The organism is Leucobacter sp. MMO-125 (assembly GCF_037148395.1).
In the GTDB taxonomy this organism is placed as follows: Bacteria; Actinomycetota; Actinomycetes; order Actinomycetales; family Microbacteriaceae; genus Leucobacter.
Window position 1 is genome coordinate 177191 of the sequence record NZ_JBBCTL010000004.1, and the last position, 24538, is coordinate 201728.

At 67.6% G+C, this 24538-nt stretch carries 21 protein-coding genes; 14 read left to right on the forward strand and 7 right to left on the reverse strand.

Annotation, left to right across the window (positions count from 1 at the left end; translation table 11 throughout):
- The first annotated feature begins 51 nt into the window (after window positions 1-51).
- Window positions 52-1080, forward strand: coding sequence for a LacI family DNA-binding transcriptional regulator (locus WFI54_RS10980; RefSeq protein ID WP_336652833.1), 1029 nt, complete (start codon window positions 52-54; stop codon window positions 1078-1080).
- Window positions 1081-1183: 103 nt separating this feature from the next.
- Here WFI54_RS10980 and WFI54_RS10985 read toward each other — a convergent pair whose 3' ends face one another.
- Genes WFI54_RS10985 through nagB form a run of 3 tightly spaced genes read right to left on the reverse strand, consistent with a single transcriptional unit; the run spans window position 1184 to window position 4529 of the window.
- The gene (locus WFI54_RS10985) at window positions 1184-2398 is read right to left on the reverse strand and encodes an NADP-dependent isocitrate dehydrogenase (RefSeq protein WP_336652834.1); all 1215 of its coding nucleotides are present in this window, start codon (window positions 2396-2398) and stop codon (window positions 1184-1186) included.
- A gap of 47 nt (window positions 2399-2445) precedes the next feature.
- A complete protein-coding gene (gene nagA, locus WFI54_RS10990; protein ID WP_336652835.1) occupies window positions 2446-3741 on the reverse strand; it encodes an N-acetylglucosamine-6-phosphate deacetylase in 1296 nt (431 codons plus the stop codon).
- Entirely contained in the window at window positions 3738-4529 is a 792-nt protein-coding gene (nagB, locus tag WFI54_RS10995) for a glucosamine-6-phosphate deaminase (RefSeq protein WP_336652836.1), read from the reverse strand. Before nagB ends, nagA begins: the two co-directional genes overlap by 4 nt.
- Window positions 4530-4663: 134 nt before the next feature.
- Between nagB and WFI54_RS11000 the strand changes: the two genes are divergently transcribed.
- From WFI54_RS11000 to WFI54_RS11055, 12 genes are all read left to right on the forward strand, one after another.
- Window positions 4664-5362: a GntR family transcriptional regulator gene (locus WFI54_RS11000; RefSeq protein WP_336652837.1), complete on the forward strand. Its 699-nt coding sequence runs from the start codon at window positions 4664-4666 to the stop codon at window positions 5360-5362.
- A 144-nt stretch (window positions 5363-5506) separates the two neighbouring features.
- Window positions 5507-6802: an ROK family transcriptional regulator gene (locus tag WFI54_RS11005; protein WP_336652838.1), complete on the forward strand. Its 1296-nt coding sequence runs from the start codon at window positions 5507-5509 to the stop codon at window positions 6800-6802.
- A 119-nt stretch (window positions 6803-6921) separates the two neighbouring features.
- Window positions 6922-8268: an extracellular solute-binding protein gene (locus WFI54_RS11010; protein WP_336652839.1), complete on the forward strand. Its 1347-nt coding sequence runs from the start codon at window positions 6922-6924 to the stop codon at window positions 8266-8268.
- 130 nt (window positions 8269-8398) lie between these two features.
- Window positions 8399-9319 carry a carbohydrate ABC transporter permease gene (locus WFI54_RS11015; RefSeq protein ID WP_336652840.1) on the forward strand — a complete coding sequence of 307 codons (921 nt, stop codon included), beginning with the start codon at window positions 8399-8401 and terminating at the stop codon, window positions 9317-9319.
- Window positions 9316-10221 (forward strand): carbohydrate ABC transporter permease, encoded by a 906-nt coding sequence (locus tag WFI54_RS11020; protein ID WP_336652841.1) that lies wholly within the window; start codon window positions 9316-9318, stop codon window positions 10219-10221. The genes WFI54_RS11015 and WFI54_RS11020 overlap by 4 nt, the downstream gene beginning before the upstream one ends.
- Window positions 10218-11747 carry a glycoside hydrolase family 3 protein gene (locus WFI54_RS11025; protein ID WP_336652842.1) on the forward strand — a complete coding sequence of 510 codons (1530 nt, stop codon included), beginning with the start codon at window positions 10218-10220 and terminating at the stop codon, window positions 11745-11747. Before WFI54_RS11020 ends, WFI54_RS11025 begins: the two co-directional genes overlap by 4 nt.
- Window positions 11744-12661, forward strand: a complete 918-nt coding sequence (locus WFI54_RS11030) for an ROK family protein (protein ID WP_336652843.1) — start codon at window positions 11744-11746, stop codon at window positions 12659-12661. Before WFI54_RS11025 ends, WFI54_RS11030 begins: the two co-directional genes overlap by 4 nt.
- A 9-nt stretch (window positions 12662-12670) precedes the next feature.
- Window positions 12671-13129, forward strand: coding sequence for a GNAT family N-acetyltransferase (locus WFI54_RS11035; protein WP_336652844.1), 459 nt, complete (start codon window positions 12671-12673; stop codon window positions 13127-13129).
- Window positions 13126-14073 carry an EamA family transporter RarD gene (rarD, locus tag WFI54_RS11040; protein WP_336652845.1) on the forward strand — a complete coding sequence of 316 codons (948 nt, stop codon included), beginning with the start codon at window positions 13126-13128 and terminating at the stop codon, window positions 14071-14073. Before WFI54_RS11035 ends, rarD begins: the two co-directional genes overlap by 4 nt.
- Window positions 14074-14082: 9 nt before the next feature.
- Window positions 14083-14397 carry a metal-sensitive transcriptional regulator gene (locus WFI54_RS11045; protein ID WP_336652846.1) on the forward strand — a complete coding sequence of 105 codons (315 nt, stop codon included), beginning with the start codon at window positions 14083-14085 and terminating at the stop codon, window positions 14395-14397.
- A 187-nt stretch (window positions 14398-14584) separates the two neighbouring features.
- On the forward strand, window positions 14585-15553 hold the full coding sequence (gene ppk2 / locus WFI54_RS11050) for a polyphosphate kinase 2 (RefSeq protein ID WP_336652847.1): 969 nt from the start codon (window positions 14585-14587) through the stop codon (window positions 15551-15553).
- Between the two features lie 45 nt (window positions 15554-15598).
- Window positions 15599-16675 (forward strand): LCP family protein, encoded by a 1077-nt coding sequence (locus tag WFI54_RS11055; protein WP_336652848.1) that lies wholly within the window; start codon window positions 15599-15601, stop codon window positions 16673-16675.
- Between the two features lie 129 nt (window positions 16676-16804).
- On the opposite strand, the gene WFI54_RS11060 is transcribed toward WFI54_RS11055, so the two are convergent.
- Together WFI54_RS11060 and WFI54_RS11065 are read right to left on the reverse strand one after the other, a co-directional pair.
- Window positions 16805-17269 carry an adenylyltransferase/cytidyltransferase family protein gene (locus WFI54_RS11060; RefSeq protein ID WP_336652849.1) on the reverse strand — a complete coding sequence of 155 codons (465 nt, stop codon included), beginning with the start codon at window positions 17267-17269 and terminating at the stop codon, window positions 16805-16807.
- 94 nt (window positions 17270-17363) lie between these two features.
- Entirely contained in the window at window positions 17364-18713 is a 1350-nt protein-coding gene (locus WFI54_RS11065; RefSeq protein WP_336652850.1) for an O-antigen ligase family protein, read from the reverse strand.
- A 98-nt stretch (window positions 18714-18811) separates the two neighbouring features.
- On the opposite strand from WFI54_RS11065, the gene WFI54_RS11070 reads away from it, so the two are divergent.
- Window positions 18812-20032, forward strand: coding sequence for a hypothetical protein (locus tag WFI54_RS11070; protein ID WP_336652851.1), 1221 nt, complete (start codon window positions 18812-18814; stop codon window positions 20030-20032).
- Between the two features lie 98 nt (window positions 20033-20130).
- On the opposite strand, the gene WFI54_RS11075 is transcribed toward WFI54_RS11070, so the two are convergent.
- A complete protein-coding gene (locus tag WFI54_RS11075) occupies window positions 20131-20847 on the reverse strand; it encodes a CDP-alcohol phosphatidyltransferase family protein (protein ID WP_336652852.1) in 717 nt (238 codons plus the stop codon).
- A gap of 4 nt (window positions 20848-20851) precedes the next feature.
- Entirely contained in the window at window positions 20852-24538 is a 3687-nt protein-coding gene (locus tag WFI54_RS11080; RefSeq protein WP_336652853.1) for a fibrinogen-like YCDxxxxGGGW domain-containing protein, read from the reverse strand.

The window sequence follows — 24538 nt, forward strand, 5'->3', positions numbered from 1 at the left end:
TGCCCGGGTTCGGTACCCCACGCACCACCACCCTGCGGCTATCCTGACGAGGTGCAGCGCAGCAATGGCAGACCGACAATCAAAGACGTGGCGCGGGCCGCCGGCGTCTCCCCCACCACCGTCTCGCACGCCCTCAACGGCAAAGGGGTGGTGCGTCAAGAAACCGCAGAGCGCATTGAGCGCATCGCCTCCGAAATCGGCTACCGACCGAGCGCCATCGCACGCGGCCTGCAGAGCTCACGGCTCGGGCTGCTCGCCCTCGTGATCAGGCCTTTCCACAGCCTTGACACCTTCCTGCCCGAGGGCGTCGACTACTTCCTTCGCATCGCGGGCGCCGCCTCGCTCAGCGCTATGGAGCACGGCTACAGCATGATGCTCATCGACGATCCAACGCGCCCCGGAGTGCCCCCCAGCGCTCTCGCCGCCGACGCCTACATCGTGACGGAACCTTTCGAGAACGACCCCGTGCTCACCATGCTCTCCGAGCAGCGCATTCCCTTCGTCACCGTCGGCGCAGACCCCGCGCGTCGCGGCATGTTCCCCGAAATCGACGAGGGTGCCGAACTCCAGGCCAGGCTCATCCTGTCGCACCTTGCCGAAGCCGGCGCGCAGCGCATCGCACTCGTCACAGGAACCGACCTCAACGACTGGAACCTCGGCTCCCAGCGCACCCTCGCCGAGTGGAGCCGCGAACGCGGGCAGCGCCCGCTCGTCATCTCCCTGCCGGAGGCCGAGGGCGAGCGCGTCGGCGACACCGTCATCGACGCCTTCTTCTCGGGCGATCCCGCCGAACACCCCGACGGGATCTTCTGCCTCACTGGCCGGCACGCGGCCGGCGTCACCGAGGCCGCGATCCGCCGTGGCATTCGTGTGCCAGAGGATCTGCTCGTCGCCGCAGGATCCGGCGCGATGCAGAACCGCACTTCGAAGCCCACGGTCACCACACTCGACCTGCATCCCGAGGAGACCGCGCAACTCGCCGTCGAAATCGCCGTCGCGCTCGTCGAGGGCCGCCCCGTCGCGTCGCCGGTCGCCGTGCCCGCCGCAACCCTCGACATTCGCGAGTCCACCAGCCGCTAACGCACCTCGCGCAGCCGAGCGCAAGGGGCGCGAGCTGCACCACACACGCAAAAGGGGGCGGCGCCGCAGCGCCAACCCCCTTCGCGAACCGCGAGGCTACAGATCAGGCGAGTCGCTGCTGCAGGTTCTCGTCGATCGCCGCGAGGAACTCCTCGGTGGTGAGGTAGGCCTGATCCGGACCAACGAGCAGCGCGAGATCCTTGGTCATCTTGCCCGACTCGACGGTCTTGATAACGACATCCTCGAGGGTGTGCGAGAACTCGATCAGCTCCTGGTTCTCGTCGAGCTTGCCGCGGTGCGCGAGACCGCGCGTCCAGGCGAAGATCGAGGCGATCGGGTTCGTCGAGGTGGGCTTGCCCTGCTGGTGCTGGCGGTAGTGACGGGTCACGGTGCCGTGCGCAGCCTCGGCCTCGACGGTCTTGCCGTCGGGCGTCATGAGCACGGAGGTCATCAGGCCGAGCGAGCCGAAGCCCTGGGCCACGGTATCCGACTGCACATCGCCGTCGTAGTTCTTGCAGGCCCAGACGTAGCCGCCCTCCCACTTCATGGCCGAGGCGACCATGTCGTCGATGAGGCGGTGCTCGTAGGTGAGGCCGCGCGCGTCGAACTCGGCCTTGAACTCGGCGTCGAAGACCTCCTGGAAGATGTCCTTGAACTGACCGTCGTAGGCCTTCAGGATGGTGTTCTTCGTCGAAAGGTAGACGGGGTAGTCGCGCGACAGGCCGTACTTGAACGAGGCGCGCGCGAAGTCGCGGATCGAATCGTTGAAGTTGTACTGGCCCTGGATCACGCCGCCGCCCTCGGGCAGGGTGACCACGTCGAACTTCTGCGCCTCGGAGCCGTCGGCGGGCTCGAAGGTGATGGTGACCTTGCCGGGGCCGGCCTTGAAGTCGGTCGCCTTGTACTGGTCGCCGTGGGCGTGGCGGCCGATGATGATCGGCTTGTTCCAGCCCGGCACGAGGCGGGGGATGTTCGAGATGATGATCGGCTCGCGGAAGACGACACCGCCGAGAATATTGCGGATCGTGCCGTTGGGCGAGCGCCACATCTTCTTCAGGCCGAACTCCTCGACGCGGGCCTCGTCGGGGGTGATGGTGGCGCACTTCACGCCGACGCCGTGCTTTTGGATCGCGTGCGCGGCGTCGATGGTGACCTGGTCGTCGGTGGCGTCGCGGTGCTCCATGCCGAGGTCGTAGTATTCGAGCGCGACGTCGAGGTAGGGGTGGATCAGGCGGTCCTTGATGAACTGCCAGATGATGCGCGTCATCTCGTCGCCGTCGAGCTCGACGACCGTACCTTCAACCTTGATCTTCGCCAACGCTTCTCCCACTCTCGTATTCCATCTGTATGAAGCCGCCGCCTATCCTACCCGAGCGCGGCTGGGATATCTCGACATCGAGATAAATCGTCCTCTCGTCCGCCACGAATCACCTCGGCGACGCGCAGATCGCGGTCGAGCACCACGGCGTCCATGCGCCGCCCGACGGCAAGATCTCCCACGTCATCCCAGCCCATCGCCAGCGCCGGGTTCACGGCCGTCAGCTGCGCCGCCTCCCGCAGTGCATCGTCACGGTCGGCGGCCGCGCCCTCAACCCAGTCGCGCAACAGCCTGTCCATCGTGGCGGTGCTCCCTGCGATCGTGTCGCTTCCCGCCACGCGCGCAACGCCGCCCGTCACCTCCACATCGAGCGACCCCAAACGGTAGGCGCCGTCTCCGCACGCGGCGGCACCCATCGCGTCGGTGACGAGCATCGCCGCGCCGCCCTGCGCGGCCGCCCACCTCGCAAGCGCCGGGTGCAGGTGGGTGCCGTCGGCGATCAGCTCGACGGTGACCCGCTGATCCTGGAGCAGCGCGAGCACAGGCCCTGGCTCACGGTGGTGCAGCGGGCGCATCGCGTTGAAGAGATGGGTGGCCACCGTGGCGCCGGCGTCGATCGCGCGCGTCACGCAGGCGTAGTCGGCGTCGGTGTGCCCGATGGCGACCACGACTCCTGCGCGCACGAAGCGCTCAATGGCCTCGATCGCGCCGGGCAGTTCAGGTGCAATGGTCACCATCGCAATCGCATTGCGGGGTGCGGATCCGGCTCCGCCGCCCGCCACCGCCTCGGGCCGCGGCTTCGCTACTCGACCCGCACCCTGATCAGCGTGCGGATCCGCCAGCTGACCGGCGAGCGAACCCGCCCGCAGCAGCGCGTCGATCTCCGCAGGGTCGGGCGCGCGCAGCAGCGCCTGATCGTGCGCTCCGGCGCGCTCCGGGCTCAGCCACGGGCCCTCCAGGTGAATTCCGCGCAGCACCCCAGCAGCGACCAGCCCGGCGAGCATCCGCACCCCGGCGAGCATTCGCTCAGGGGTGTCGGTGACCAGGCTCGCAAGGCTCGTCGTCGTGCCGTGCGCGAGATGCGCAGCCCGCGCGCGCCGCGCGAGATGCGCTGAGCCCTCGGTGTAGCCGGATCCACCGCCACCGTGCACATGCACATCGACGAAGCCGGGCACGATGACAGCGTCACCGAAATCACGATCGACGGGCGCAGGCGGGCGCCCGCCGCCGACCGCCGTGATCGTGCCGCGCTCGAATGCCACCCAGCCCGGCGCGTGCACAGCCGCTGCCGTCACCACCGTGCCAGCAGCGATGAGGCCTGTGCCCGACAGTGCGCTCGTCACGCCGATCCCTCGGGAAGCTGATCCTGCACGTATTCGTAGTAGTCGGAGAAGCGCAGTTGCGAGGCCGCTGCCCGGTCGATCACCACGACGGCGTCGGGGTGCAGCTGCAGCGCGCTCGCGGGGCACACACTCGCGAGCGGCCCCTCGATCATCTGCGCCACAGCCTCGGCCTTGCCCTCGCCCTGCGCCACGAGCAGCAGCTGCCGCGCCTCGAGAATCGTGCCGAGCCCCTGCGTCACGCAGTGCACCGGCACGCTGTCGGGCGCGTTGAAGAACCTCGCGTTGTCGGCCCGGGTCTGCGGTGCGAGCGTCTTGACGCGGGTGCGCGACGCGAAGGAGGAGGTGGGCTCATTGAAACCGATGTGGCCGTTGGCGCCGATGCCGAGCAGTTGCAGGTCGACGCCGCCGGCCGCGCGGATCAGCCGTTCGTAGCGCGCGCAGGCCGCTTCGAGATCGGCGGCGGCCCCATCGGGCACATGCACCCGCTCGGGGTCGAGGCCGAGCGGCTCGGTTACGGTGCGGCGGATCACCGATCGGTAGCTCTCGGGGTGCGCCGGGTCGAGGCCGACGTATTCGTCGAGCGCGAAGGCGCTCACGCCTGTGACGTCGAGCTGCCCGGCGCGCACCCGGGCGGCGAGCGCGGCGTAGGTGCCCAGCGGAGAGGAGCCTGTGGCGACGCCGAGCACGGCTGGTGCTGCGGATTCAGCACGGGCGCGGATCACCCCGGCAACCCTCTCGGCGGCGTACTCGGCGACGGCTGCGGCGTCGGCGACGATGGCGATCTGCACGGGGCCTCCTTGGCGGGTTCGGTGTGCGTTGGCCTCGGCGGCGAACCGGAGACCTTCCCCGCCGCATCCACAAAAGGACTAGACCAATACCGTGGTGTTTAAGATAGGCGTAGACCAATCGAGGTGTCAAGCACATGACCAGCACGCCGAAGTACTACACGCAGAAACTCCGCATCCTCGACCTCATCGAGGAGGCGGCCCCCGGTGATCCGCTCCCCACCGAACGCGACCTCGCCGGACGCTTCGGCACCTCGCGCACCACCGTGCGCCAAGCGCTTACCGAACTCGTCACCGAGGGGCGTATCGAGCGCAGCCAGGGCCGAGGCACCTTCGTCGCGGCCCCACCGCTCATCACCGTGCGCCAACTCACCTCCTTCAGCGAAGACCTCAGCGGCGCCAGGCTCGACAGCGACGTACTCGGGATCACGCTCGAAGCAGCCGACGGCGAAACCGCCGCCGCACTCGCGCTCGCGCCCGCAGCCGAGATCACCAGAGTCGACCGGGTGCGCCGAAGCGACGGCGTCGCGCTCGCCCGCGAAACCGCGCTGCTGCCCGGCCACTACCCCGGGCTCGCTGCCGAACTCGCCCAACACGGGTCGCTGTACCGAGCCCTGCGAGAGCGCTACAGCGTCGCACTCGACGCCGTCGACGACGAAGTCGGCACCGAGCTCGCCGAACCGGCCGAGGCGCGCATCCTCGGCATCGAGGTCGGCCGCCCCCTGCTCGTCGTGCGCCGCACCGGCCGCGCCGCAGACGGCACTCCCGTCGAGTTCACGCGATCCGCATTCCGCGGCGACCGCTTCCGCTTCCGCGCGAGCACCGCCCGCGGCTGAACGGCGCGGCGCGGCGCTGCCGCGCAGCAGCACGCAGCCACGCCCAACCGCCGCCGCCACGCGAAGATCACGGTTCGGTCACGGGCGCGCAATCAGCAGGGGTCCGGGTTGCAAATATTTAGTTCGTTAGCTTTACTAACTCACATGACGGTCGCAACGCCGCGCTCCGAGTTCACTCCAGAGCCCCCCTCACGCATCCAGACGCCGGGCACGCCCGCGCACGGCGCCGCGCGCACGACAGCCGCCCCGACAGGCGCGGCAACAGCCGCAAACACCGCTCCAGCAACCACCACCGCAACCGCCGGCCCCGCAGCAGCCTTCGGCTCACGCGCCCTGCGCACCGGCATCAAAGCCACCCCCGGCGACGCGAAGCAGCACAATCGCACCCTCGTGCTGCAGACCCTGTACGTCACCGGCCCACTCAGCCGCGCTGAGATCGCCCGCACCACCGGGCTCACCAAAGTCACGATCTCCGTGATCGTCGCCGAGCTCATCGGCGACGGGCTGCTGCACGAGCTCGGCCCTCAGGAGTCGCAGCGCCCGGGCAAGCCGGCGATCCTCGTCGACCTCGCACGCGACGCGTTCGTGGTAGTCGCCCTCGACCTGAGTGACCACCGGCTGCTGCGCGGCGCGCTTATGAGCCTCGACGGCGAGATCGTGTTGCGCTCAGAGATCGAGCTCGGCGACGCCACCGGAGACGCAGCGTGCGAACTCGCGGTCGGGCTCGCAATTGCGCTCCGAGACAGGGCCAAGGTGCCCGTGCTGGGGCTCGGCGTTGGCACCCCGGGCGTTGTCGACGATGCCGGCACCGTGCGCACCGCACCGAACCTCGGCTGGACCGAACTGCCGCTGCTGCGCATCCTCGAAGAACGCACCGGGCTGCCCACCGTCGTCGCAAACGATGCGAACGTCGCAGCCCTCGCCGAGTACAGCTTCGGCGATTCGAGCGACAACTTCATTCTCGTCACCATCGGGCACGGCGTCGGCTCCGGCCTCATCATCGGCGGCCAGCCCGTCGCCGGCAGCCGATTCGCCGCTGGCGAGATCGGCCAGGTCATGGTGGGCACCGATCTCGGCCTCGAAGCACCGTATTCGCGCGAGCAGGTGCTCGAGCACTGGCTGTCGGTGCCCCCGCTCACCCGTTCGCTGCAGACCGCCGGCCCGGAGGGCCGCGACCGCGTGCTGCGCGAGGCGGGGCAGCGGCTCGGGGTGGCGCTCGCTCCCGTTGTGGGCGCTCTCAACCTCGCCGAAGTCGTGCTCGCCGGCCCACCCGAACTCATCGAGGGCACGCTCGCCGAGGCGACGCTTGAGATTCTGCGCCGCCGCACCATGCCGGACACGCACGACGGGCTCGTGCTGCGCACCAGCACGCAGGGTGACGACCTCATCCTGCGCGGCGCGACGGCGACGGTGCTGAAAGATCGGCTCGGCGTCACCTGATCCGAGCGCAGCACCCCCACAACTTCACATCCAAGGAACGAACGCGGTGCGGCCTCGGCCGGATCGCACTCCACGCCCCGCGGCCCGCTGGTCGGCGAGGTTCATCGAAAGGAAACACCATGAAGAGAAAGCTCACTGGCCTCACCGCGGCGGCCGTGGCCTCGGTGCTGCTGTTCACTGGTTGCAGCCAGGGCAGCAGCAACAACAGCGATCAGAACGCCGAAGGCAAGACGATCACGCTCTGGCTTGCCGGCGGCGACACCCCCGACACGCTGCGCGACTACCTCAAGAAGGAATTCAATAAGAAGACCGGCGCCACCCTCAAGATCGAGGAGCAGGGCTGGGGCGATATCGTCACGAAGCTCACCACGGCGCTGCCCGATGAGAACAACACCCCCGATGTCACCGAGATCGGCAACACCCAGTCGCCGACCTTCACCAATGTGGGCGCTTTCCTCGATCTCAGCGATATGTACGACGAGCTCGGCGGCGACAACCTGATCCAGTCCTTCGTCGAAGCAGGCAGCGTCGACGGCAAGGAGTATGCGCTCCCCTACTACTTCGGTTCGCGCTACATGTTCTACCGCAAGGACGTCTGGGATGCGGCGGGCGTGCAGGTGCCGAAGACCCTCGACGAGTTCAACACGACGGTCGCCACGATCACCGAGAAGAACCCGAAGGGCATCACCAACTTCTCCGGTTTCTACCTCGGCGGCCAGGACTGGCGCGACGGCATCTCGTGGATCTTCGCGAACGGCGGCGATATCGCGAAGCTCGAAGATGGCAAGTGGAAGGCAACCCTCGATTCGCCGGAGTCGTTGAAGGGCCTCGAGCAGCTGCAGCAGCTCTACCTCACCGCTTCGAACGCGCCGAACGACGCGAAAGATGCGAACCAGTACCAGTTCTTGAACGACTCGGATCAGGTCAAGGATGAAGCCGGCAACGTCACCGGCGACCTGTCGCTGGCTGCTGCAACGATCATGGCCCCGGGTTGGGCGCACTGGTCGATCGGTGATCTCGTCGAGGGCGAAGACGGCGAGCCCGCACGCGAGTGGAACGACAAGGTCTTCGGCACCTTCGTGCTGCCGGGCAACGACGGTAAGCCTGCCCCGGTGTTCGCCGGCGGTTCGAACATCGCTATTTCGGCGAAGTCGAAGGAGCCGGAGCTCGCCAAGGAGCTCATGCGCATCATCTTCTCCGAGGAGTACCAGACGATGCTCGGCGAGAACGGTCTCGGCCCGGCGAACCAGAAGTTCACTTCCTCGCTCGGGGACGACCAGTTCGCGAAGGCGCTCATCGAGTCGGCTTCGAACTCGAAGCTGACCCCGGCAGCCCCGGGTTGGGCCGCTGTCGAGTCGAAGAACATCATGGAGGAGTTCTTCGCGCAGATCCGCGATTCCGATGATCTCGCGCAGCTGGCGAAGGATACGAACGCCAAGCTCGATCCGCTCCTCAACCAGAAGTAACACCGCGGCCGCGCTGCGGCACCCGAGTCGCAGGATCCACAGCCGTCAGGCAGGATCTTGCGACTCGGGTGCAGCGGGCCGCACCCGCAGCGTCGCCCGTGCGTGACGCCCCCGATCAGAAAGGCCGGCGATGACCGCAACCGGCACTCCGCGAGCGCCCCGCCGGCGCCGGATCCGCATCACCCCCTACGCGCTGCTGCTGCCCGCGACACTGATCGTGCTGCTCGCGCTCGGGTATCCGATCGTCTGGCAGTTCGCGACTTCGATGCAGCAGTTCGGCCTCGCCCAGCAGTTCGGGCAGCCCCCGGAGTGGGTGTGGTTCGCGAACTATGTCGAGCTGTTCTCGAACCCTGCGACCTGGCTCGTGGTGGCCCGCTCGGTGGCGTTCTGCTTGATCACCGCGGCGGTGACGATGGTGATCGGCGTGGGTTTGGCTCTGCTGATGCAGGCCGTCGTAACCCCGCTGCGCCTCACCCTGCAGATTGCGCTGCTGCTGGCCTGGGCAACCCCGGTGGTCGCGGCGATGACGATCTGGAACTGGATCTTCGACTGGCGCCGTGGGCTCGCGAACTGGGTGCTGTCAGGTCTCGGGCTGCCGATGCAGGGCCACAACTGGTTGCAGCACCCGCTGAGCTTCTTCGCGGTGGCCCTCATCATCGTGGTGTGGATGAGCGTGCCGTTCGTGGCGTTCTCGGTCTATGCGGGTCTCACCCAGGTGTCCGGCGAAGTACTAGAAGCCGCTCAGATGGATGGCGCGAATCGCTGGCAGCGACTGCGCTTCATCATCATCCCGATCATCAAGCCCGTGCTCGGCATCGTCATGCTGCTGCAGATCATCTGGGATCTGCGCGTCTTCGCTCAGATCAAGCTGCTGCAGGATCGCGGATCGATCGCCAGCCAGACCGATGTTCTCGGCACCTACATCTACCAGCTCGGCGTCGGTTCGAGCGATTTCGCTATGGCGAGCGCGATGTCGATTTTCGTGCTGCTGCTCACCATCGCCCTGAGCTGGGCGTATGTGCGCAATCTGCTGAAGGAGGATGAGCAATGACTCGCACGGATACCGCGGCGATGACCGCTCCCGTCGAGGTCGTGCGGCGACGCGGCCGAAACCGTGTGGGCGGCCGTGTGGCGCGCTGGCTGTTGGGCGCGCTCGCCCTGGTGGTGGCGGCTCTCTGGGCGTTCCCCGTGTACTGGATGCTCAACTCTTCGCTGCTGCCGAACGCGGTGCTGGAGAAGACGACACCGACGCTGCTGCCGTTCGGCGGCTCATTCCGCAATTTTCAGTCGGTCATCGCCGACGGCTCGTTCTTCAGCGCGCTCGGCATCAGCTTGGCTGTTGCGGGGATCGCGGTATCGTGCTGCCTCATTTTCGCGTTTCTGGCGGCGCTGTCGATTAGCCGTTTCCGTTTCAAGGGTCGCCGTAGTTTCGTGCTCGCGGTGCTGTTCATTCAGATGCTGCCCGCTGAGGGCATGTTCATCGCGCAGTACAAGTTGATGGGCTCGCTCAATCTGTTGAACTCGGTGATCGGGGTGAGCATCATCTACATCGCGGCGGTGGTGCCGTTCACGATCTGGATGCTGCGCGGTTTTGTGGCGGGTGTGCCTGCCGATCTTGAAGAGGCCGCGATGGTTGACGGGCTCAGCCGCACGCAGGCGTTCCTGCGCATCACCTTCCCGCTGCTCGCGCCGGGCCTCATCGCGAGCGGGGTGTACGCGTTCTTGCAGGCGTGGAACGAGTTCACTGTCGCACTCGTGATCCTGCAGGATTCGGGGTCGCAGACCTTGCCGCTGTGGTTGCGCGGGTTCATTCAGCAGTCGGCGTCTCGCGCGATCGACTGGGGCGATGTGATGGCGGCGTCGACGCTTGTTGCGGTGCCGGTGATCATCTTCTTCCTCTTCGTGCAGGGTCGTATGACGAGCGGTCTCGTGAGCGGCGCGGTGAAGGGATGAGCGAGTTGGAGGGTCTTGCGCGGGAAGTTCGCGCCACGCTGATGCCTGGCTTCGACGGCTATTCAACGCCTGCCTGGGTGGTGCAGGCGCTGGGTGATGGGGTGCTGTCGGTCTGCGTGTACGGCGGCAATGTGCGCGATCGCGCGCAGTTGACGGCGCTCGGTGCCGAATTGCGGGCGGCGGCGCCGAACGCGCTCATCGCGATCGATGAGGAGGGTGGTGAGGTGACGCGGCTGCACTATCTTGAGGGTGCGCCGTACCCCGGTGCAGCAGTGCTCGGCAGGATCGGCGATCTCGCCTACACAGAGGAGATCGGCCGCCGGGTCGGCAATGACATTCTCGCTTCCGGGTTCAATCTGGCGCTCGCGCCGGATGCTGACGTGAACAGCAATCCCCGCAATCCTGTGATCGGCACGCGCAGTTTCGCTGAGGATACCGCGGTGGCTGCGATGCATGTGGCGGCCTGGGTGCGGGGGCTGCGCAGCACGGGCGCGAAGGCCTGCCCGAAGCATTTTCCGGGGCACGGCGACACCGCCCAGGATTCGCATCTTGCGCTGCCCACTATCGACGCCGATCTTGCTGTTGTGGAGGCTCGGGATCTGCCGCCGTTTGCGGCGGCGATAGCGGCGGGGGCCGAGGCGATCATGACCTCGCACATTCTGCTGCCGCAGCTCGATGCTGATGCGCCGGCGACGTTCAGCAGGACGATCTTGCAGGGGCTGCTGCGCGAGCGGCTGGGGTTCGAGGGCGCCATCGTGTCGGATGCTCTGGATATGCAGGGCGCGAGCGGTGGGATCGGGATCCCTGAGGCTGCAGTGCGCGCGCTTGCGGCGGGCTGCGATCTGCTCTGCCTGGGCACAGGCACGACGGCTGCCAGTTTGCGCGAGATCGAGGATCATGTGCTCGCGGCGGTGCGCGACGGCAGGCTTTCGGAGGCGCGGGTGCGTGAGGCGGCGGATCGGGTGCGGCTGCTGGCCCGGTCTCGCGAGCACGGCTCAGAGGCCGCAGTGGTTGCTTCGCCCGAGCCCTCGGCTGAGGAGGTATCGCGGATCGCGGCCTCTTTCGACGGCGGAGCTGCGGCACGCGATTGGCTGCGCGAGCACCCCGAGGCTTCGGTGCTGCGCGTCGAGTCGGAAGCGAACATGGCTGTCGGCTTCGCCCCGTGGGGGCCGTTCGCCGCTGCCGCCCACCCGCTGACTCATCAGCGCGCTGCCGTTGCGGCGTTCTCGCGGCGGGGCAGCGCCAGCGTCGACGAGTCGACGCCGACGCCGTGGCCGCTGCGCGCTGAGGCGCGGAACGGCCTTATCGTGATCGGGCGGGAGCTGCACCGGCACGAGTTCTCGCGCGACGGCATCGACGGCTTGCGGGAAGCCGATGTGCCGCTGCTGCTCATTGAGATGGGCTGGCCGGAGGCTGCGGAGGGCGGAACCCGCCGCTACGCTGATGTCGCCTGCTTCGGTTCGTCTGCGCTTGCGGGCGCGGCGCTGCTCGCGCTGCTCGCGGAGCCGGCGGGAGGCGGGGCATGACTGATACGTTGCGGATCGGCATGGACATCGGCGGCACCAAAACCGAGGCTGTTGCGCTCGATGGTGCCGGCGGGGTCGTGGCTGCGGCGCGCATCGCAACCGTTGCGGGGGCGGATGGTGTGGTCGGCACGGCGGAGCACGTGATCGCGTTGCTCTCCGAGCAGACGGGGTGCGCGGTCGCCGATTTCGCGTCGGTGGGTGTCGGTATTCCCGGTCGTATCGACCGCGAGCGGGGCGAGGTGCACAACGCCTACAACCTGGGTCTTGCGCGGCTGCCGTTGGCGGCTCGACTTGCTGAGGCTACGGGGCTGCCGGTGGCGATCGATAACGATGTCACGGCTGCCGCGATCGGCGCGGCCCACCTGATGCGTCTTGACGGCGTAGTGGCCTACTTGAATCTGGGCACTGGTCTCGCAGCCGGCCTGGTGATCGATGGCGCCCCGCTGAGGGGAGCGCACGGGGTTGCGGGCGAGATCGGTCACCTGCCGATCGATGCGCTGGGGCGCCCCTGCCCCTGCGGGCAGCGCGGTTGCCTCGAAACGGTGGCGAGCGGCTCGGCGCTGAAGCGCTACTGGCCTGCCGGCGGAGACCATCCCGGCAGGGTGCTGCTCGCGGCGGTCGACGCAGGCGACGTCGAGGCCGCCCACGCCTTTGAACAGTTGGTGCGCGGTGCGGCTGACTGCGTGCGACTGCTGTCGTTGACGCTCGATCCGCACACGGTGATCATCGGCGGGGGCCTGCGCTTTCTGGGGTCTCGCTTGCTCGATGGGATTCGCGACACTCTCGACGGCTGGGCGGCGCAGTCGCCCTTCCTCGGAATGCTCGATCTCTCGGGCCGAGTGGAGCTGCTCGCCGCCGACTCCTCGGCGGCCGCGGTGGGCGCAGCACTCGCCAGCGAGGGCGGGAGACGCTAGCCTGGGTACATGAGCGCTCTCAGACTCGAAGAACTGTCCGCCGCGACAATCGTGGCCGTGAACATGCTCGGCCTGAAGCCTGGTCAGGAGCAGTTCATCACGCCCGTCTCGTACGCAGCGGCAGCAGCTGTGACGCCGGCGCACACCGCTTGGCAGCGCGTGGTGCTCGACAACGACAGGGTTGTCGGTTTCGTGCACGGCAATTTCGACCCTGATGCCCCGCAGGAAGAGTTCCGCGCTGCTCTCTGGCGAATCAATATCGATGCTGAGGCGCAGGGCATGGGTGTCGGCGCGTTCGCGGTGAACGCGCTCGTCGAGGAGGCGCGTCGGCGTGGTGTCGACCGCCTCACTGTGCTGTGGGAGCCCGGCGATGACGGCCCCGAGGGCTTCTTCCTGCGCATGGGTTTCACACCGATCGGTGAAACGCCCTACGGCGAGATCATCGGCGCAATCGACCTTTCAGATTGACCCGCGCGCTCCGTCCGGGCCCGCTCGGCTCGGGCGGTCGCGGCATTCTCGTCTCTGTCGCCTCTTCGGTGCTGTTCGGCGGCATCTACTTCGTCACACCGTTGCTCGCTCCGGCGTCGGCTGAATCGATCTGGGGTATTCGCAACCTCATCACGATCCCGGTGATCGCGTTGGCGCTGCTCGCTATCAGGCAGTGGCATCTCATTACCGAGGTGGGTCGGCGCCTGAGGCGGTCACCGCTGCTGGCGCTCGGGGTGGCGCTCTGCGGTGTGCTCGTCGCGGCGCAGCTGTGGGTGTTCACCTGGGCTCCGCTGCACGGGCGTGGCATGCAGGTGGCCCTCGGCTATTTCCTGCTGCCGCTCGTGCTCGTGGTGGTGGGGCGCTTCTTGTACGGTGATCGTTTGGTGTGGTGGCAGTGGCTCGCAGCGGCGTGCGCGGCCGCCGGTGTGGTCTTCGAGGTGATCCGAGTGGGCGGGGTGTCGTGGGAGACGCTGCTCGTGGCGCTCGGCTACCCCGTCTATTTCGTGCTGCGGCGGGCACTCGGCATTGCTCACCTGGGCGGCATGTTCTGGGAGTTCTTGGCGCTCGCTCCGGTTGCTGTGGTGATGCTGGTGGCTGAGATCGCTGGCGGATCTGCAACGGCCGCGAATCCTGCGTTGTGGTGGGCGGCCCCGCTGTTTGCCGTGGCCTCGGGAGTTGCGCTCATGTTCTATCTCGCGGCTTCGCGTCTGCTCACGATGAGCTTGTTCGGCCTGCTCAGCTATCTCGAGCCGGCACTGCTGATGATCGCTTCATTGCTGAACGGCGAGCGTATTTCGCCGGAGGAGTCCGTCATTTACGGAGCCATCTGGGTGGCGGTGCTGGTGCTGGTGGCCGGTGGGGTGTCGCGCTTGCGGAGGGGGCGCGGATCGTCTCCTGCGGATACTCCGCGGCACGACGTGTAAGGTTCTGGCATGAGCGACGCCACAGACGCCTCCTGCGAGCACGACAGCCACGGCTACATCGATCACAAGGATGATCTGCTGAAGCGGCTGCGACGTGCCGAGGGTCAGGTACGAGGCGTGCACCGCATGGTCGAGAACGACGAGTACTGCATCGATATTCTCACGCAGGTATCGGCGGCGACGAAGGCCCTCGAACGGGTGGCACTCGCCCTGCTCGACGATCATCTCGCGCACTGCGTGGCTTCGGCGGCCGCGGAAGGCGGAGAGGTCGCAGCTGAGAAGCTGCATGAGGCTTCCGCAGCCATCGCCCGCCTGGTGCGCTGAGACTCTGCGGTGCCGAGGTTCTACGGCACCGAGCTTCTGCGGCGAGCGGTGTTGCGGCTCCCTCCAATCGGCGGGTCACTGAACGGCAACGCGTTGGAGGTGTCCTCGGTGTCTGCTGTGAGCGAAGCATGCCCGCCGTAGACTGGGAAGCGCGCCCGCGCTGATCCACCCGAACCGAAGGAATCACATGGTCAACGGCCCCGAACACGCGCCCGCAGACGACACCTTCGAGATGGCCGCTCCCGGCCAGATCGACGTCACGCCCGAGATCGACGAGATCGCCGAGCTGCGGCGCAAGGGCCGCGCTCCGAAGCTCGACGACGGCCCGGATGCGGCGTGGCGGCAGGGCTACCCCTACGACGTGAAGATCTCCCGTCGCGCGTACGAGCGCGAGAAGCGCAAGCTGCAGATCGAACTGCTCAAACTCCAGGCCTGGGTGAAAGAGACGGGCCAAAAGATCGTGATCCTCTTCGAAGGTCGCGATGCCGCTGGCAAGGGCGGGGCCATCAAGCGCTTCACCGAGCACATGAACCCGCGCGGTGCGCGCGTGGTGGCGCTCGAGATTCCCACTGAGCGCGAGCAGACGCAGTGGTACTTCCAGCGCTACGCCGCGCATCTTCCCGCGGGAGGCGAGATCGTGATGTTCGACAGGTCCTGGTACAACAGGGCCGGGGTTGAGCGGGTCATGGGCTACTGCACGCCTCAGCAGTACCTCGAGTTCACCCGATCCGCCCCCGAGTTCGAGCGCATGCTCGTGAACTCGGGCGTGCACCTCATCAAGTTCTGGTTCTCGGTGGGCAAGGCCGAGCAGCACGAGCGCTTCGTATCGCGCTCCTCCGACGAGGTGAAGCAGTGGAAGCTCTCCCCCACCGACCTCGCTTCGCTCGACAAGTGGGATGACTACACCGCCGCGAAGGAGGCAATGTTCTTCTACACGGACACCCCTCACGCGCCCTGGACCGTCGTGAAGTCAAACGACAAGAAGCGGGCCCGCCTGGAGGCCATGCGCTGGGTGCTCTCCCGCTTCGACTACCCGGACAAAGATGTGAAGCTCGTGGGCAATCCGGATTCGAAAATCATTGGCCCGCCCGCCACGGTTTACGATGAGGGTGAGACGCCCACCGGCACCTTCCCGGTGGTGGGTTCGCCGAGGTAGTCGGGCCCGCTCGCGCGGCGCCCGCTGACATCCAAGGAGCAGGCCATGACCGACGATCGAAACCCCGCATCGTCAGCTCCGGGTCGCACGGGTGCCGCACCCCGCCGCATGCGCCGCGGCCTGCGCAACACGCTCATCACGCTCGGGGTGCTCGTGATGCTGCTCGGCATCGCCGCGGGCGTCGCCTACGCTTTACTGTCGAGTAGCTACAACGAGGTGCAGCGGGTGAGCATCACGCAGGATCCCGCCCTCGAACGACCAGCTGCGGTGCAGCCCGCCCCCGGCGAGCACGCGCCGATCAACATACTGCTGCTCGGCTCCGACTCCCGCGAGACCACCGACCCGACCGCAAAGGCAGCTGATCTTCGCGGCTTCCGCAGCGACGCGATCATGGTGGCGCAGATCTCGCCCGACCGCCAGCACCTCACCGTGATGTCGATCATGCGCGACAACTGGGTCGAGATCCAGGGGTACGGCGAAGCGAAGATCAACGCTGCGGTGGCCTTCGGCGGGCTGCCGCTCGCGGTCAACACTGTGGAGAACTTCATCGGGGCGCGCATCGACCACGTCGCGCTCGTCGATTTCGAGTCGTTCAAGGGGCTCACCGACGCCGTTGGTGGGGTGACCTTGCACAACGATGTTGCGTTCACCTCGCTGCACGGCGGCTTCGACTTTCCGGCGGGCGAGGTGACGCTCAACGGCGAACGGGCACTGGGCTTTGTGCGCGAACGCTACGCCTTCGCCGACGGCGACTACCAGCGGGCACGCAACCAGCAGGCGTACCTCAAGGCGCTCGCGCAGAAGGTGCTGAGCGCTGAGACGCTACGCAGCCCCGGGCGCCTCGTCGATACCTTCCAGGCCGTGAAACCCCATCTCATCCTCGACGAGGGCCTCGACCTCGGCACCGCGGTGGCGCTCGGCTACGACATGCGCGATCTGCGAGGTGACGACATCGAGTTCTTCACGAGCCCCACACTGGGCACGGGCACCTCGGCCGACGGCCAGTCGATCGTGCTCCCCGACTGGGCCGAGATGGCGAAGGTGCAAGCTGCGTTTCAGAACGGCACCCTCAACGAGTACGCGGCGACCCGCACCCCGGGCTCCGAACTCCCCCAGGGCTGAGCGCCAAGCGCCCACCCCACCCCACCCACACCACGCCCGTTCAGTCGGTCTGTTCGTACCGAGCCTGCCCACAATTCGCGCGAAAAGCAGGCCGACTCGACACGAATAGGCCGACCCAGTGGGCGAAGGCTAGCCCTGCAGCACGGCGACGGGCGCGGTGTCGAAGCGAGCGGCCGGTGTGTCGAGCCGTTCGAGGGCGCGGCGCAGCGCGGTGCTCGAGGTGTGCGCGGTGTACGGGAAGTAGACCACCTCGACGCCCACCGCAGCGAAGCGACGTTCGAGCTGCATCCCCTTCTCGGTGCCGCGCCAGTCGTCGCCCTTGAAGAAGTGCGTGAAGCGCACCTCCCGCCACACCTCGAGCTTGTCGGGCACGCGCTCCACGTACACCTCGTCGACGAAGTCGATGTGGCGCACGATTTCCTCGCGCTCTGCGGTGGGGATCACGGCTTCGCAGCCCTTCACCTCGCGCAGCATCTCATCGCTCACCACCCCCGCGACGAGGTAGTCGCAGTGCTGTTTCGCGTGCCGTAGCAGGTTCAGATGCCCGATGTGAAACAGATCGAATGCCCCCGCTGCGTAGCCGATGCGCGTCATGGTGCTCCCCTTCGCCCCGCCGGCTGCCCCATTGCAGAACCGTGCGCTTCACGTCAGCGTAAGTTCGGCGCCCCCTGCGGCGCATCGGCGGGAACTACGTAAGCTGCGCGTGCGATGCGGCGGATTGCCGAACTGCGCCCGGCCCCGGCTCGATCCGGTGCTCGGCGTCGCGCGATCCGCCCCCGCCTCGCTCACCGACGTCTCGTTCTCGCAGCGCGAGCGCCGCGACAGCGAAGGAGACGATCAGCCCGTTGGGCAGCAGGCCGTAATATGTGCTCTCCACAAGTGTCACCAGCTGCACCGTGTGCAGCACGAGCACCACAGGCCCCTGCCATCGCGCCGTGGCCACCACGAGCCAGACGAGCGCGAGCACGAAGCAGATCAGTGCCGGCAGCCCGTGCGAGAACATCACCATCCACACATGTCCCTGCGTGCCGACGGCTGGCGGCGAAGTGTATGAGGGCCGTGGAGCACCATAGCCGAAGAGCGGCGAGTCGAGGGTGCGCACCCAGGTCTCCTCGTAGAGGGTCGAGCGGGTGGTCGTCGACCCGCTCACCTCAACGCGCTCGGTGAGCCGCGAGAACAAGTCCAACCCCACCGCGAAGCCGGCACCGAGCAGGCCGAGCGCACCAAGCAGCAGCACCTCGCGGGTGCGGCCCACAATGATGAAGCGCACCAAGCAGTAGGCTCCGGCGACGATGAGCCCGATGAACATGCCCCGGTTGAGGGAGAGGATCGCGGGCACCAGAGACACCGGAACCGCAATGAGCACGCACCAGAAGCGCCAGCCTCTGCGCACCACGTCGAGGTAGGCGATCGCGATCGGCAGGGTGACGGAGTACACATTGCCCCAGGCGTTCGTGTACAGGAACGGGGCGGAGGGCCGCGGCGCGAGTTCGAGCCAGCCGTCGGGGTTGTACTGCGCGGTGCGGCGCACCGCCATCTCGTCGATCAGTTCGTTCTGCAGCAGCGGCGGCGGCAGAATGTAGCCGAGGGGCGATCTGAACGAGAACTCCGGGAAGAACACCCCCGCATAGCCGCCCAGCCAGGTGTAGATCCAGAATGCGGTGAAGACGCCGAGCACATAGCGCATCGTGAGCCGTTCACGAGCGTTGTAGACGTACACGAACACGATCGTCACCACGAGGTAGAGCAGCGCACGGTAGACGAACCCGACAAGCCGCCCGCTCGTGTCGATGCCGATCACCGAGACCAGCATGAGCACCAGGAACAGCAGCCAGATGCCGAAGCCGCGGGGTGCGCGGATCCCGCCCCGCCTGATCATCAGCACCAGCATGCAGCCCGCAAGCGGAATCCAGGCCATCTCGGCGATGCCCAGCACCCACCACAGCGGAAACCAGACAATCATCGCGGTGAGCGGCCATCTCGGCAGCGCAGCGCGTTCGACGGCCATCGCCGCCCCGGTCACGCCCCCTGATCGCATGCTCTTCTCATTCCCCTGCTTTCCCTTAGGATAAGCACACCACCGGGTTCTCGGGCGTTTCGTTCACGAGATCCCCTGCCGAAGGAGGCGGAGCGTCAATGGGCGGCAGCACAGCATACGACCAGACCCTCGGGATCTCGAGGTATCTCGCGGTGCTGCGGCGGCAGCGCTGGGTGGCGATCACCGGCGTTGTCGTCGGCGTTGCGGCGGCGGGCATCTATCTGCTGGTGGCCCCGCATACGGTCACCGCAACAACCGCGGTCAACCTCAACGTCATCACCACGGAGCCGTTCAACCAGCAGCGGCCGGCCTCGGGGCTGCTCGACGCCGCGACGGAGGCCGACATCGCAAGTTCGCACGCCGTCGCGGAGGGCGCCGCCAAACTCCTAGGCGGCGCATTCTCAGCGTCTCAAGTGCGCGCCCTGTCGCGGGTCTCCTCCTCAGGGGGCGCCTCGGTGGTGCGCGTCTCCTTCACCGCGCCGACTGAGAAGGAGGCGGTGCGCGGCGCCGACGCGATCGCGCAGGCCTACCTCGAGTTCCGCAGCGACCAGGCGCAGCAGCGCATCGACACCATGCTGACGAGCATGAACTCGCGCGTCGAGAAACTCAATGACGCACTGCTCGAAGCCAATCGCGAGCTGGTCTCGGCCCAGCCGGGCAGCACCGACTACGCGCAGGCGGTCTCGCAGCAGCAGCAGATTCAGGTCGAACTCGACAGCCTGCTGTCGCAGCGCAACGCGCTGTCCACCGTCGACACCACGGGCGGCATCGTGCTCACCTCGGCCCGCGACAGCGAGCTTGAGCAGAGCCCTTCGGCACGGACAACGCTTGCGACCGGGCTCGCGGGCGGGCTGGTGCTCGGGATCATTGCCGCGTTCGTGCGCAACCCCTTCGACAGGCGGCTGCGATCCGCCTCCGATATTGTCGACGCGCTGGGCGCGCCCGCGCTCGCCGATCTCGACCCGAGACACGGCGAGGTTTCCGACGATGCGGCGCAGGAGCAGATGCGGATCGTGTTCGAGCGCTTACGCAGCGATGCAGCGGCGACTCCAGGCCCCGTGCTGGTGTTCGATGCGCGCAGGAGCGAGCAGGAGTCCCGCGCCCTGCAGCGTCTCGAAGCGATCTCAGACGGCTCAGTGCAGTTCGAGCGGGTGGACGCGGCGGGGAGCCGTGCGGATGGGCTCGCGATGTTGCGGGAGGCGACGGCGGTGCTGGTGCTCTGCTCTCGGCGCACCGCCCTGGTCGAGGATATGCGCTGGATCACGGAGGAGGCGCGCCGCGCCGGCACCCATGTGGTGGGGTTCGTCTCAGAGCCGTAGCATCACCGAACACGACCGTTGCAGCGAGGCGGACGGCTCCAGAGGCTCTGGAACTGTCCGCCTCGCTGCAACGGTCGCTCTCGCCGACGGCACTCGCCTCAGAGCGCGCGCAGCTTGCGATACTTGCGCCGCATCGACACCGCCGCGTACACGGCGTTCACCGCGAACAGCAGGAGGTAGACAGGCACAAACAGCACGGGCGCACCCCACAGCGCGAAGCTCCAGCAGAGGGTGCCGGTGTCCGTGGGAATCAGCGCGATCGACTTGCGCCTCCCTGACGGCTCCGGATCCTCCCCACCGCGCTGGCGCACCAGCTGCTCGGCGAGAATCTGACTCATGAACTGTCCCGCCGCAACCACGGCGTAGGCGAGGGCGACCCCAGCCAGCCAGATCAGCTCGGGGCGGTGCACCACGAGGGCCACCGCCACAGCGATATGGGTGAGCGGGGTGCGGATCGCGTCGACAACGTGGTCCATCCACTCGCCGGCAGGCCCGCCCGCCCCGGTGAGGCGGGCGAGCTGACCGTCGGCGGAGTCGCAGGCGAAGCCGAGTGCGAGCAGCAGGGCCACGGCGATGCCGGTGCCGATACCCGGCTCAGCGACGACGAGCAGCACCAACCCGGCGAGCGAACAGAGAGCGCTGATGGCGGTGACTCCGTTGGGGGTGAGCCCGACCACGGCCGCGGCTGCCGCGATGCGCCGCCCGAGCCACCGGTTGACCCAGCGCATGTAGGCGGGCACACCGGCTCCGCTCTTCTGAGCGTGCTGCAGCGTTACGACGTTTTCGCGGTATGAGCGCGGGCCGCGGTCGAGCATGATCTCATTCCTTTCCGGGAACCGCGGGGGCGGGGGCGATCACAGATCGCCCCCCGCCCTCCGGCGAGGATCCGCCTGTAGCCGGGGGAACGGCCGGGGAAGGAGCGGCGGGATCCTGTGTCACCTCAGGCGATGGGGTCGCCTGAGGAGCTGGGCTGCTCGGGGTCTCGGCCTGCGGGGCGGCAGGCGCGGGATCGGCAGGCGCTTCACTGGGCGCCTCAGCCGGTGCCTCGGCCGGTGCCTCGGCCGGCGCTGCGAGCAGCGCGGGCGGCGCAGCCGCCCGCAGCGGGGTCGGGCTCACGGTGCCGATGGCTTGCAACTCGAAGCTGTGGCTCGGCGTCGTGCGGTAGCCCGAGTGCACCGACACGGCGATCACGTTCGTGCCGGTGACGAGCAGTTCGCCTGGCACCGTGATCGTGACCGGGTTCGCGAGCGCGGCCGCGGCGCTTGGCGAGGCGGTCGCGTAGCTGTTCACCCCGGCCGGCCCGGCGGCCATGTTCTGCCGGCCGACCTCGGTGCCGTTGACGTACACCACAACCCCGTCGTCGGCGCGCGTGGTGATCTGCATCGACTCGACTCTCGTCGCGTCGGCCACCTCGAAGGCCCGCCGGTAGAACGAGGCGTAGGGTTTCGGCGCGGGCGCCGAAAGTGTCGTTGCGAGCCCGGTCTGGCCCCACCCGATGGGTGCAGCCCCTGATGCCCAGCCCGTGGTGTCAGCGGCGATGGCTGTCCAGTCGCCGCTCGGGCCTGCAGTGTTATAGAGGTATGCCCACTCCGAGCCGGGGTTCACATAGGCGACGGTTTCGTTACGCACCGGTTCGGCGCTCAGCGTGCCCACCGCTTGCAGATCGAAACTGTGGCTGGGGGTCGTGCGGTAGCCCGAGTGCATCGACACCGACACCACATTGGTGCCGGTCACCAGTAGCTCGCCGGGCACGGTGATCGTGACCGGGTTCGCGAGCGCGGTCGCCGCGTTCGGCGAGGCTGTCGCGTAGCTGTTCACCCCGGCCGGGTTGGCCGACACGTTCTGCCGCCCGACCTCGGTGCCGTTGACGTAGACCACGACACCGTCATCGGCGCGCGTGGTGATCTGCATCGACTCCACGCGGGTGGCGTCAGCCACCTGGAACGACTTGCGGTAGAACGATGCGAGCGGCACCGGGCTCGGCGCTGTCAGTGTCGTCGCAAGGCCTGCGTGGCCCCACCCAAACGGTGCGGCGCCCGTCGCCCAGGCGGAGGCGTCGTAGACGATGCCGGTCCACCCGGCGGTCGGCCCTGCTGCATTGAACAGGTACGACCATTCGTCGCCCGAGTTGATGTAGTTGACGGTGTCGGGTGTGACGGGCGGATCCTGGGCGAGCACGGCCGCGGTCGATGCCGACTTGTTGCCTGCGGCATCAACGGCGCGCACGAAGTACTTCGCCCCCGAGGCCGCCGGCGGCAATTGGGCGCTGGTGCCCGTGACCGTGGCGACAACTCGGTCATCGCGCATCACTTCGTAGGCGGTGACGCCGGTGTTGTCTGTCGCCGCGGGCCAGCTCAGCGAGACCGATGAGACGTCGCCGATCGCGGTGAGCGCGGCCGGGGTGGCAGGCGGGGTGACATCGCGTTGGGCGTGGCGTGTGAAGCCGCTCGTCCACTGCCGCACGTAGCCTGGTCGTGTCGAGTACGACCAGTCGCCGCCCTGCCAGAGCGTGCCGTTCGAGTCGACCATCAGGGCCCAGGAGCCCGCTCCGCGGTACGTGCTGAAGGTGCCGTTGAACTGCGGGATCCGCTCACCGGTGCTCGCACTCCAGGCCCCCGTGCCCCAAACCGCGTTGGCGGAGGTCCAGCCAGTGCCGATGTTCGGCCACAGCGTCTCGCCCTCGTATTGGGTTTCGAAGCAGTGGCAGCCGCCGTAGACAACGCCGTTGTACTCGGCGATCGCTTGGAAATCGCCACCGGCGTTGCCGATGGTGGTGCTCAGCACCGAGAAGTCGTCGCGCGAGTAGCTGAAGAGCGAGTGCTCGGCGCCACCGAGCCACACCCGGTCGCCCACTTCCTTGACGGCCTGCTGATAGCCGGACCTGCCGCCAGTGCGGTTCGAGAAGAGCACGTTCCAGGTGAAGAGGTCGGTGCTCGTTGACGACAGCGCGGCGGCCTTGTCGGCGTCACGGCCGCGGGACTGGCTGAAGTACCCGGCAAAGTAGGCTCGGTCGCCGCGCGCCGAAGCATCGACGGCCATCACGGTTCCGTTGAACTCGGGGTTCCACAGGTCGGGCGTGCCATCGGTGACCGAGAGTCGGCCGCCGGCTCGCATGTAACGTTCCTGGCTTGTGGAACCGCCCGTACCGTGAGTGAAGGAGCCGCCGACGTAGAGCCAGCCGTCTTGCACGTCGAGCGCCCGCACGAGCGGGAAGCCTCCGCTCAACTTGTTGATGAGCCGACCCGTGAACTGCGGGTCGAGCTCCCCGGTGGTGCCGTTGAGTACGGCGAGGCCTTCGCGGGGCTGCCCGTTCACCTCGGTGAAGAAGCCGCCCACAGCGATGCGGTTGCCAGGGAGGGCTGCGAGTGCGCGGATTGCGTTGTTGAAGGTGGGCCGGAAGCCAGGATCCCATTCCCCGGTGTCGCGGTTGAACGCGGCGAGGTAGGGCTGCTGTTGGGCGCTACCTCCGGCCGCCGTCTTCTGCACGGTGGTGAAGTTGCCGCCCACGTACACCTTGCCGTTGTCCTCGGTGAAGGCGGCGACCTCGTTGTTGCCCTCGGTGGTGAGGGGACCGTTGCCGAGGCCTGCGACGCTCCATGGCTGCGGCAGCGCGAAGCTGTCGACGACCGAGGTGGTGGTGACGGCGGGGGTGCCGGTGTCGGGGATCGGTTGGTAGATTTGCGCGCTCATCAGCTTCGGCCTGATGAAGACCTGCGTGAAGGGCCTGGCGTAGCCGGTCGAGGTGTCTTTCGACCAGAGGTAGCTGGTGTCCGAGGGGTTGCCGCGGATCTGCGACCCGAAGCCGAACCCCATTTTCCAGCCCTCATTGGCGCCGGTCACCATCCGCACCCGGTTGTACGAGTTGTCGCTGCCGAAGTTGGCGGTCTCACCGCCGCTGCGGGTGGTGTTGCCGATCTTGTATGTGGCGACGCGCTGCTTGTTATTGAACTGCCAGGTCCAGTCGGCGCGGGGGCTGGAAAGGGTGAACGTGAGATCTTGCCAAGTGGTGCCCTGCTGATTGGTGGCCCGCACGAGGCGGATGCCGTCGGGCAGATCCTTGATGGGGGTGTTGTTCGCGAGCTGTCCGATGATCTCTGACGACAGCTGACGCGGCAGGAATGCATCTGGGCCGGTGACGGTGCTGCGCACCTGTTCGGGGGTTCCGGATCCGGCGTTCGCGACCCCCCAACCGTCTCGGCCGCGCCCCACGAGCACCCAGCCACCGCCGTTGCGATCCTGGTCGCAGTAGAACTGCTGCGCGCCGCCCATGGCGGGTGTGGCGATCCAGTAGATGCCGCTCGGCGCGGCGGGGGTGGTTTGCTTGATCTCCCAGCAGGATGCTGCGGCGGTGGCCTCGCTCAGCCCGTCGACGACGGGCGGGGTGGGTGCAGCGGTCGCAGCAGTCGGAGCCGACAGGAGGCTCGCGGTGAGTGCGGCGGCGAGAGCGACGGCTGCAGTGCCGCCTCGGCGCAGCCGGCGCCTGGTCTCGCTTCGGTGTTCGAACAT

Bases quoted from the DNA above. Each gene is read 5' to 3' on its own strand.
- WFI54_RS11000 (WP_336652837.1), top strand. From the start codon at position 4,664: ATGACCAGCACGCCGAAGTACTACACGCAGAAACTCCGCATCCTCGAC.
- WFI54_RS11005 (WP_336652838.1), top strand. From the start codon at position 5,507: ATGACGGTCGCAACGCCGCGCTCCGAGTTCACTCCAGAGCCCCCCTCA.
- WFI54_RS11010 (WP_336652839.1), top strand. From the start codon at position 6,922: ATGAAGAGAAAGCTCACTGGCCTCACCGCGGCGGCCGTGGCCTCGGTG.
- WFI54_RS11015 (WP_336652840.1), top strand. From the start codon at position 8,399: ATGACCGCAACCGGCACTCCGCGAGCGCCCCGCCGGCGCCGGATCCGC.
- WFI54_RS11020 (WP_336652841.1), top strand. From the start codon at position 9,316: ATGACTCGCACGGATACCGCGGCGATGACCGCTCCCGTCGAGGTCGTG.
- WFI54_RS11025 (WP_336652842.1), top strand. From the start codon at position 10,218: ATGAGCGAGTTGGAGGGTCTTGCGCGGGAAGTTCGCGCCACGCTGATG.
- WFI54_RS11030 (WP_336652843.1), top strand. From the start codon at position 11,744: ATGACTGATACGTTGCGGATCGGCATGGACATCGGCGGCACCAAAACC.
- WFI54_RS11035 (WP_336652844.1), top strand. From the start codon at position 12,671: ATGAGCGCTCTCAGACTCGAAGAACTGTCCGCCGCGACAATCGTGGCC.
- WFI54_RS11045 (WP_336652846.1), top strand. From the start codon at position 14,083: ATGAGCGACGCCACAGACGCCTCCTGCGAGCACGACAGCCACGGCTAC.
- ppk2 (WP_336652847.1), top strand. From the start codon at position 14,585: ATGGTCAACGGCCCCGAACACGCGCCCGCAGACGACACCTTCGAGATG.
- WFI54_RS11055 (WP_336652848.1), top strand. From the start codon at position 15,599: ATGACCGACGATCGAAACCCCGCATCGTCAGCTCCGGGTCGCACGGGT.
- WFI54_RS11060 (WP_336652849.1), bottom strand. From the start codon at position 17,269: ATGACGCGCATCGGCTACGCAGCGGGGGCATTCGATCTGTTTCACATC.
- WFI54_RS11065 (WP_336652850.1), bottom strand. From the start codon at position 18,713: ATGCGATCAGGGGGCGTGACCGGGGCGGCGATGGCCGTCGAACGCGCT.
- WFI54_RS11070 (WP_336652851.1), top strand. From the start codon at position 18,812: ATGGGCGGCAGCACAGCATACGACCAGACCCTCGGGATCTCGAGGTAT.
- WFI54_RS11075 (WP_336652852.1), bottom strand. From the start codon at position 20,847: ATGCTCGACCGCGGCCCGCGCTCATACCGCGAAAACGTCGTAACGCTG.
- WFI54_RS11080 (WP_336652853.1), bottom strand. From the start codon at position 24,538: ATGTTCGAACACCGAAGCGAGACCAGGCGCCGGCTGCGCCGAGGCGGC.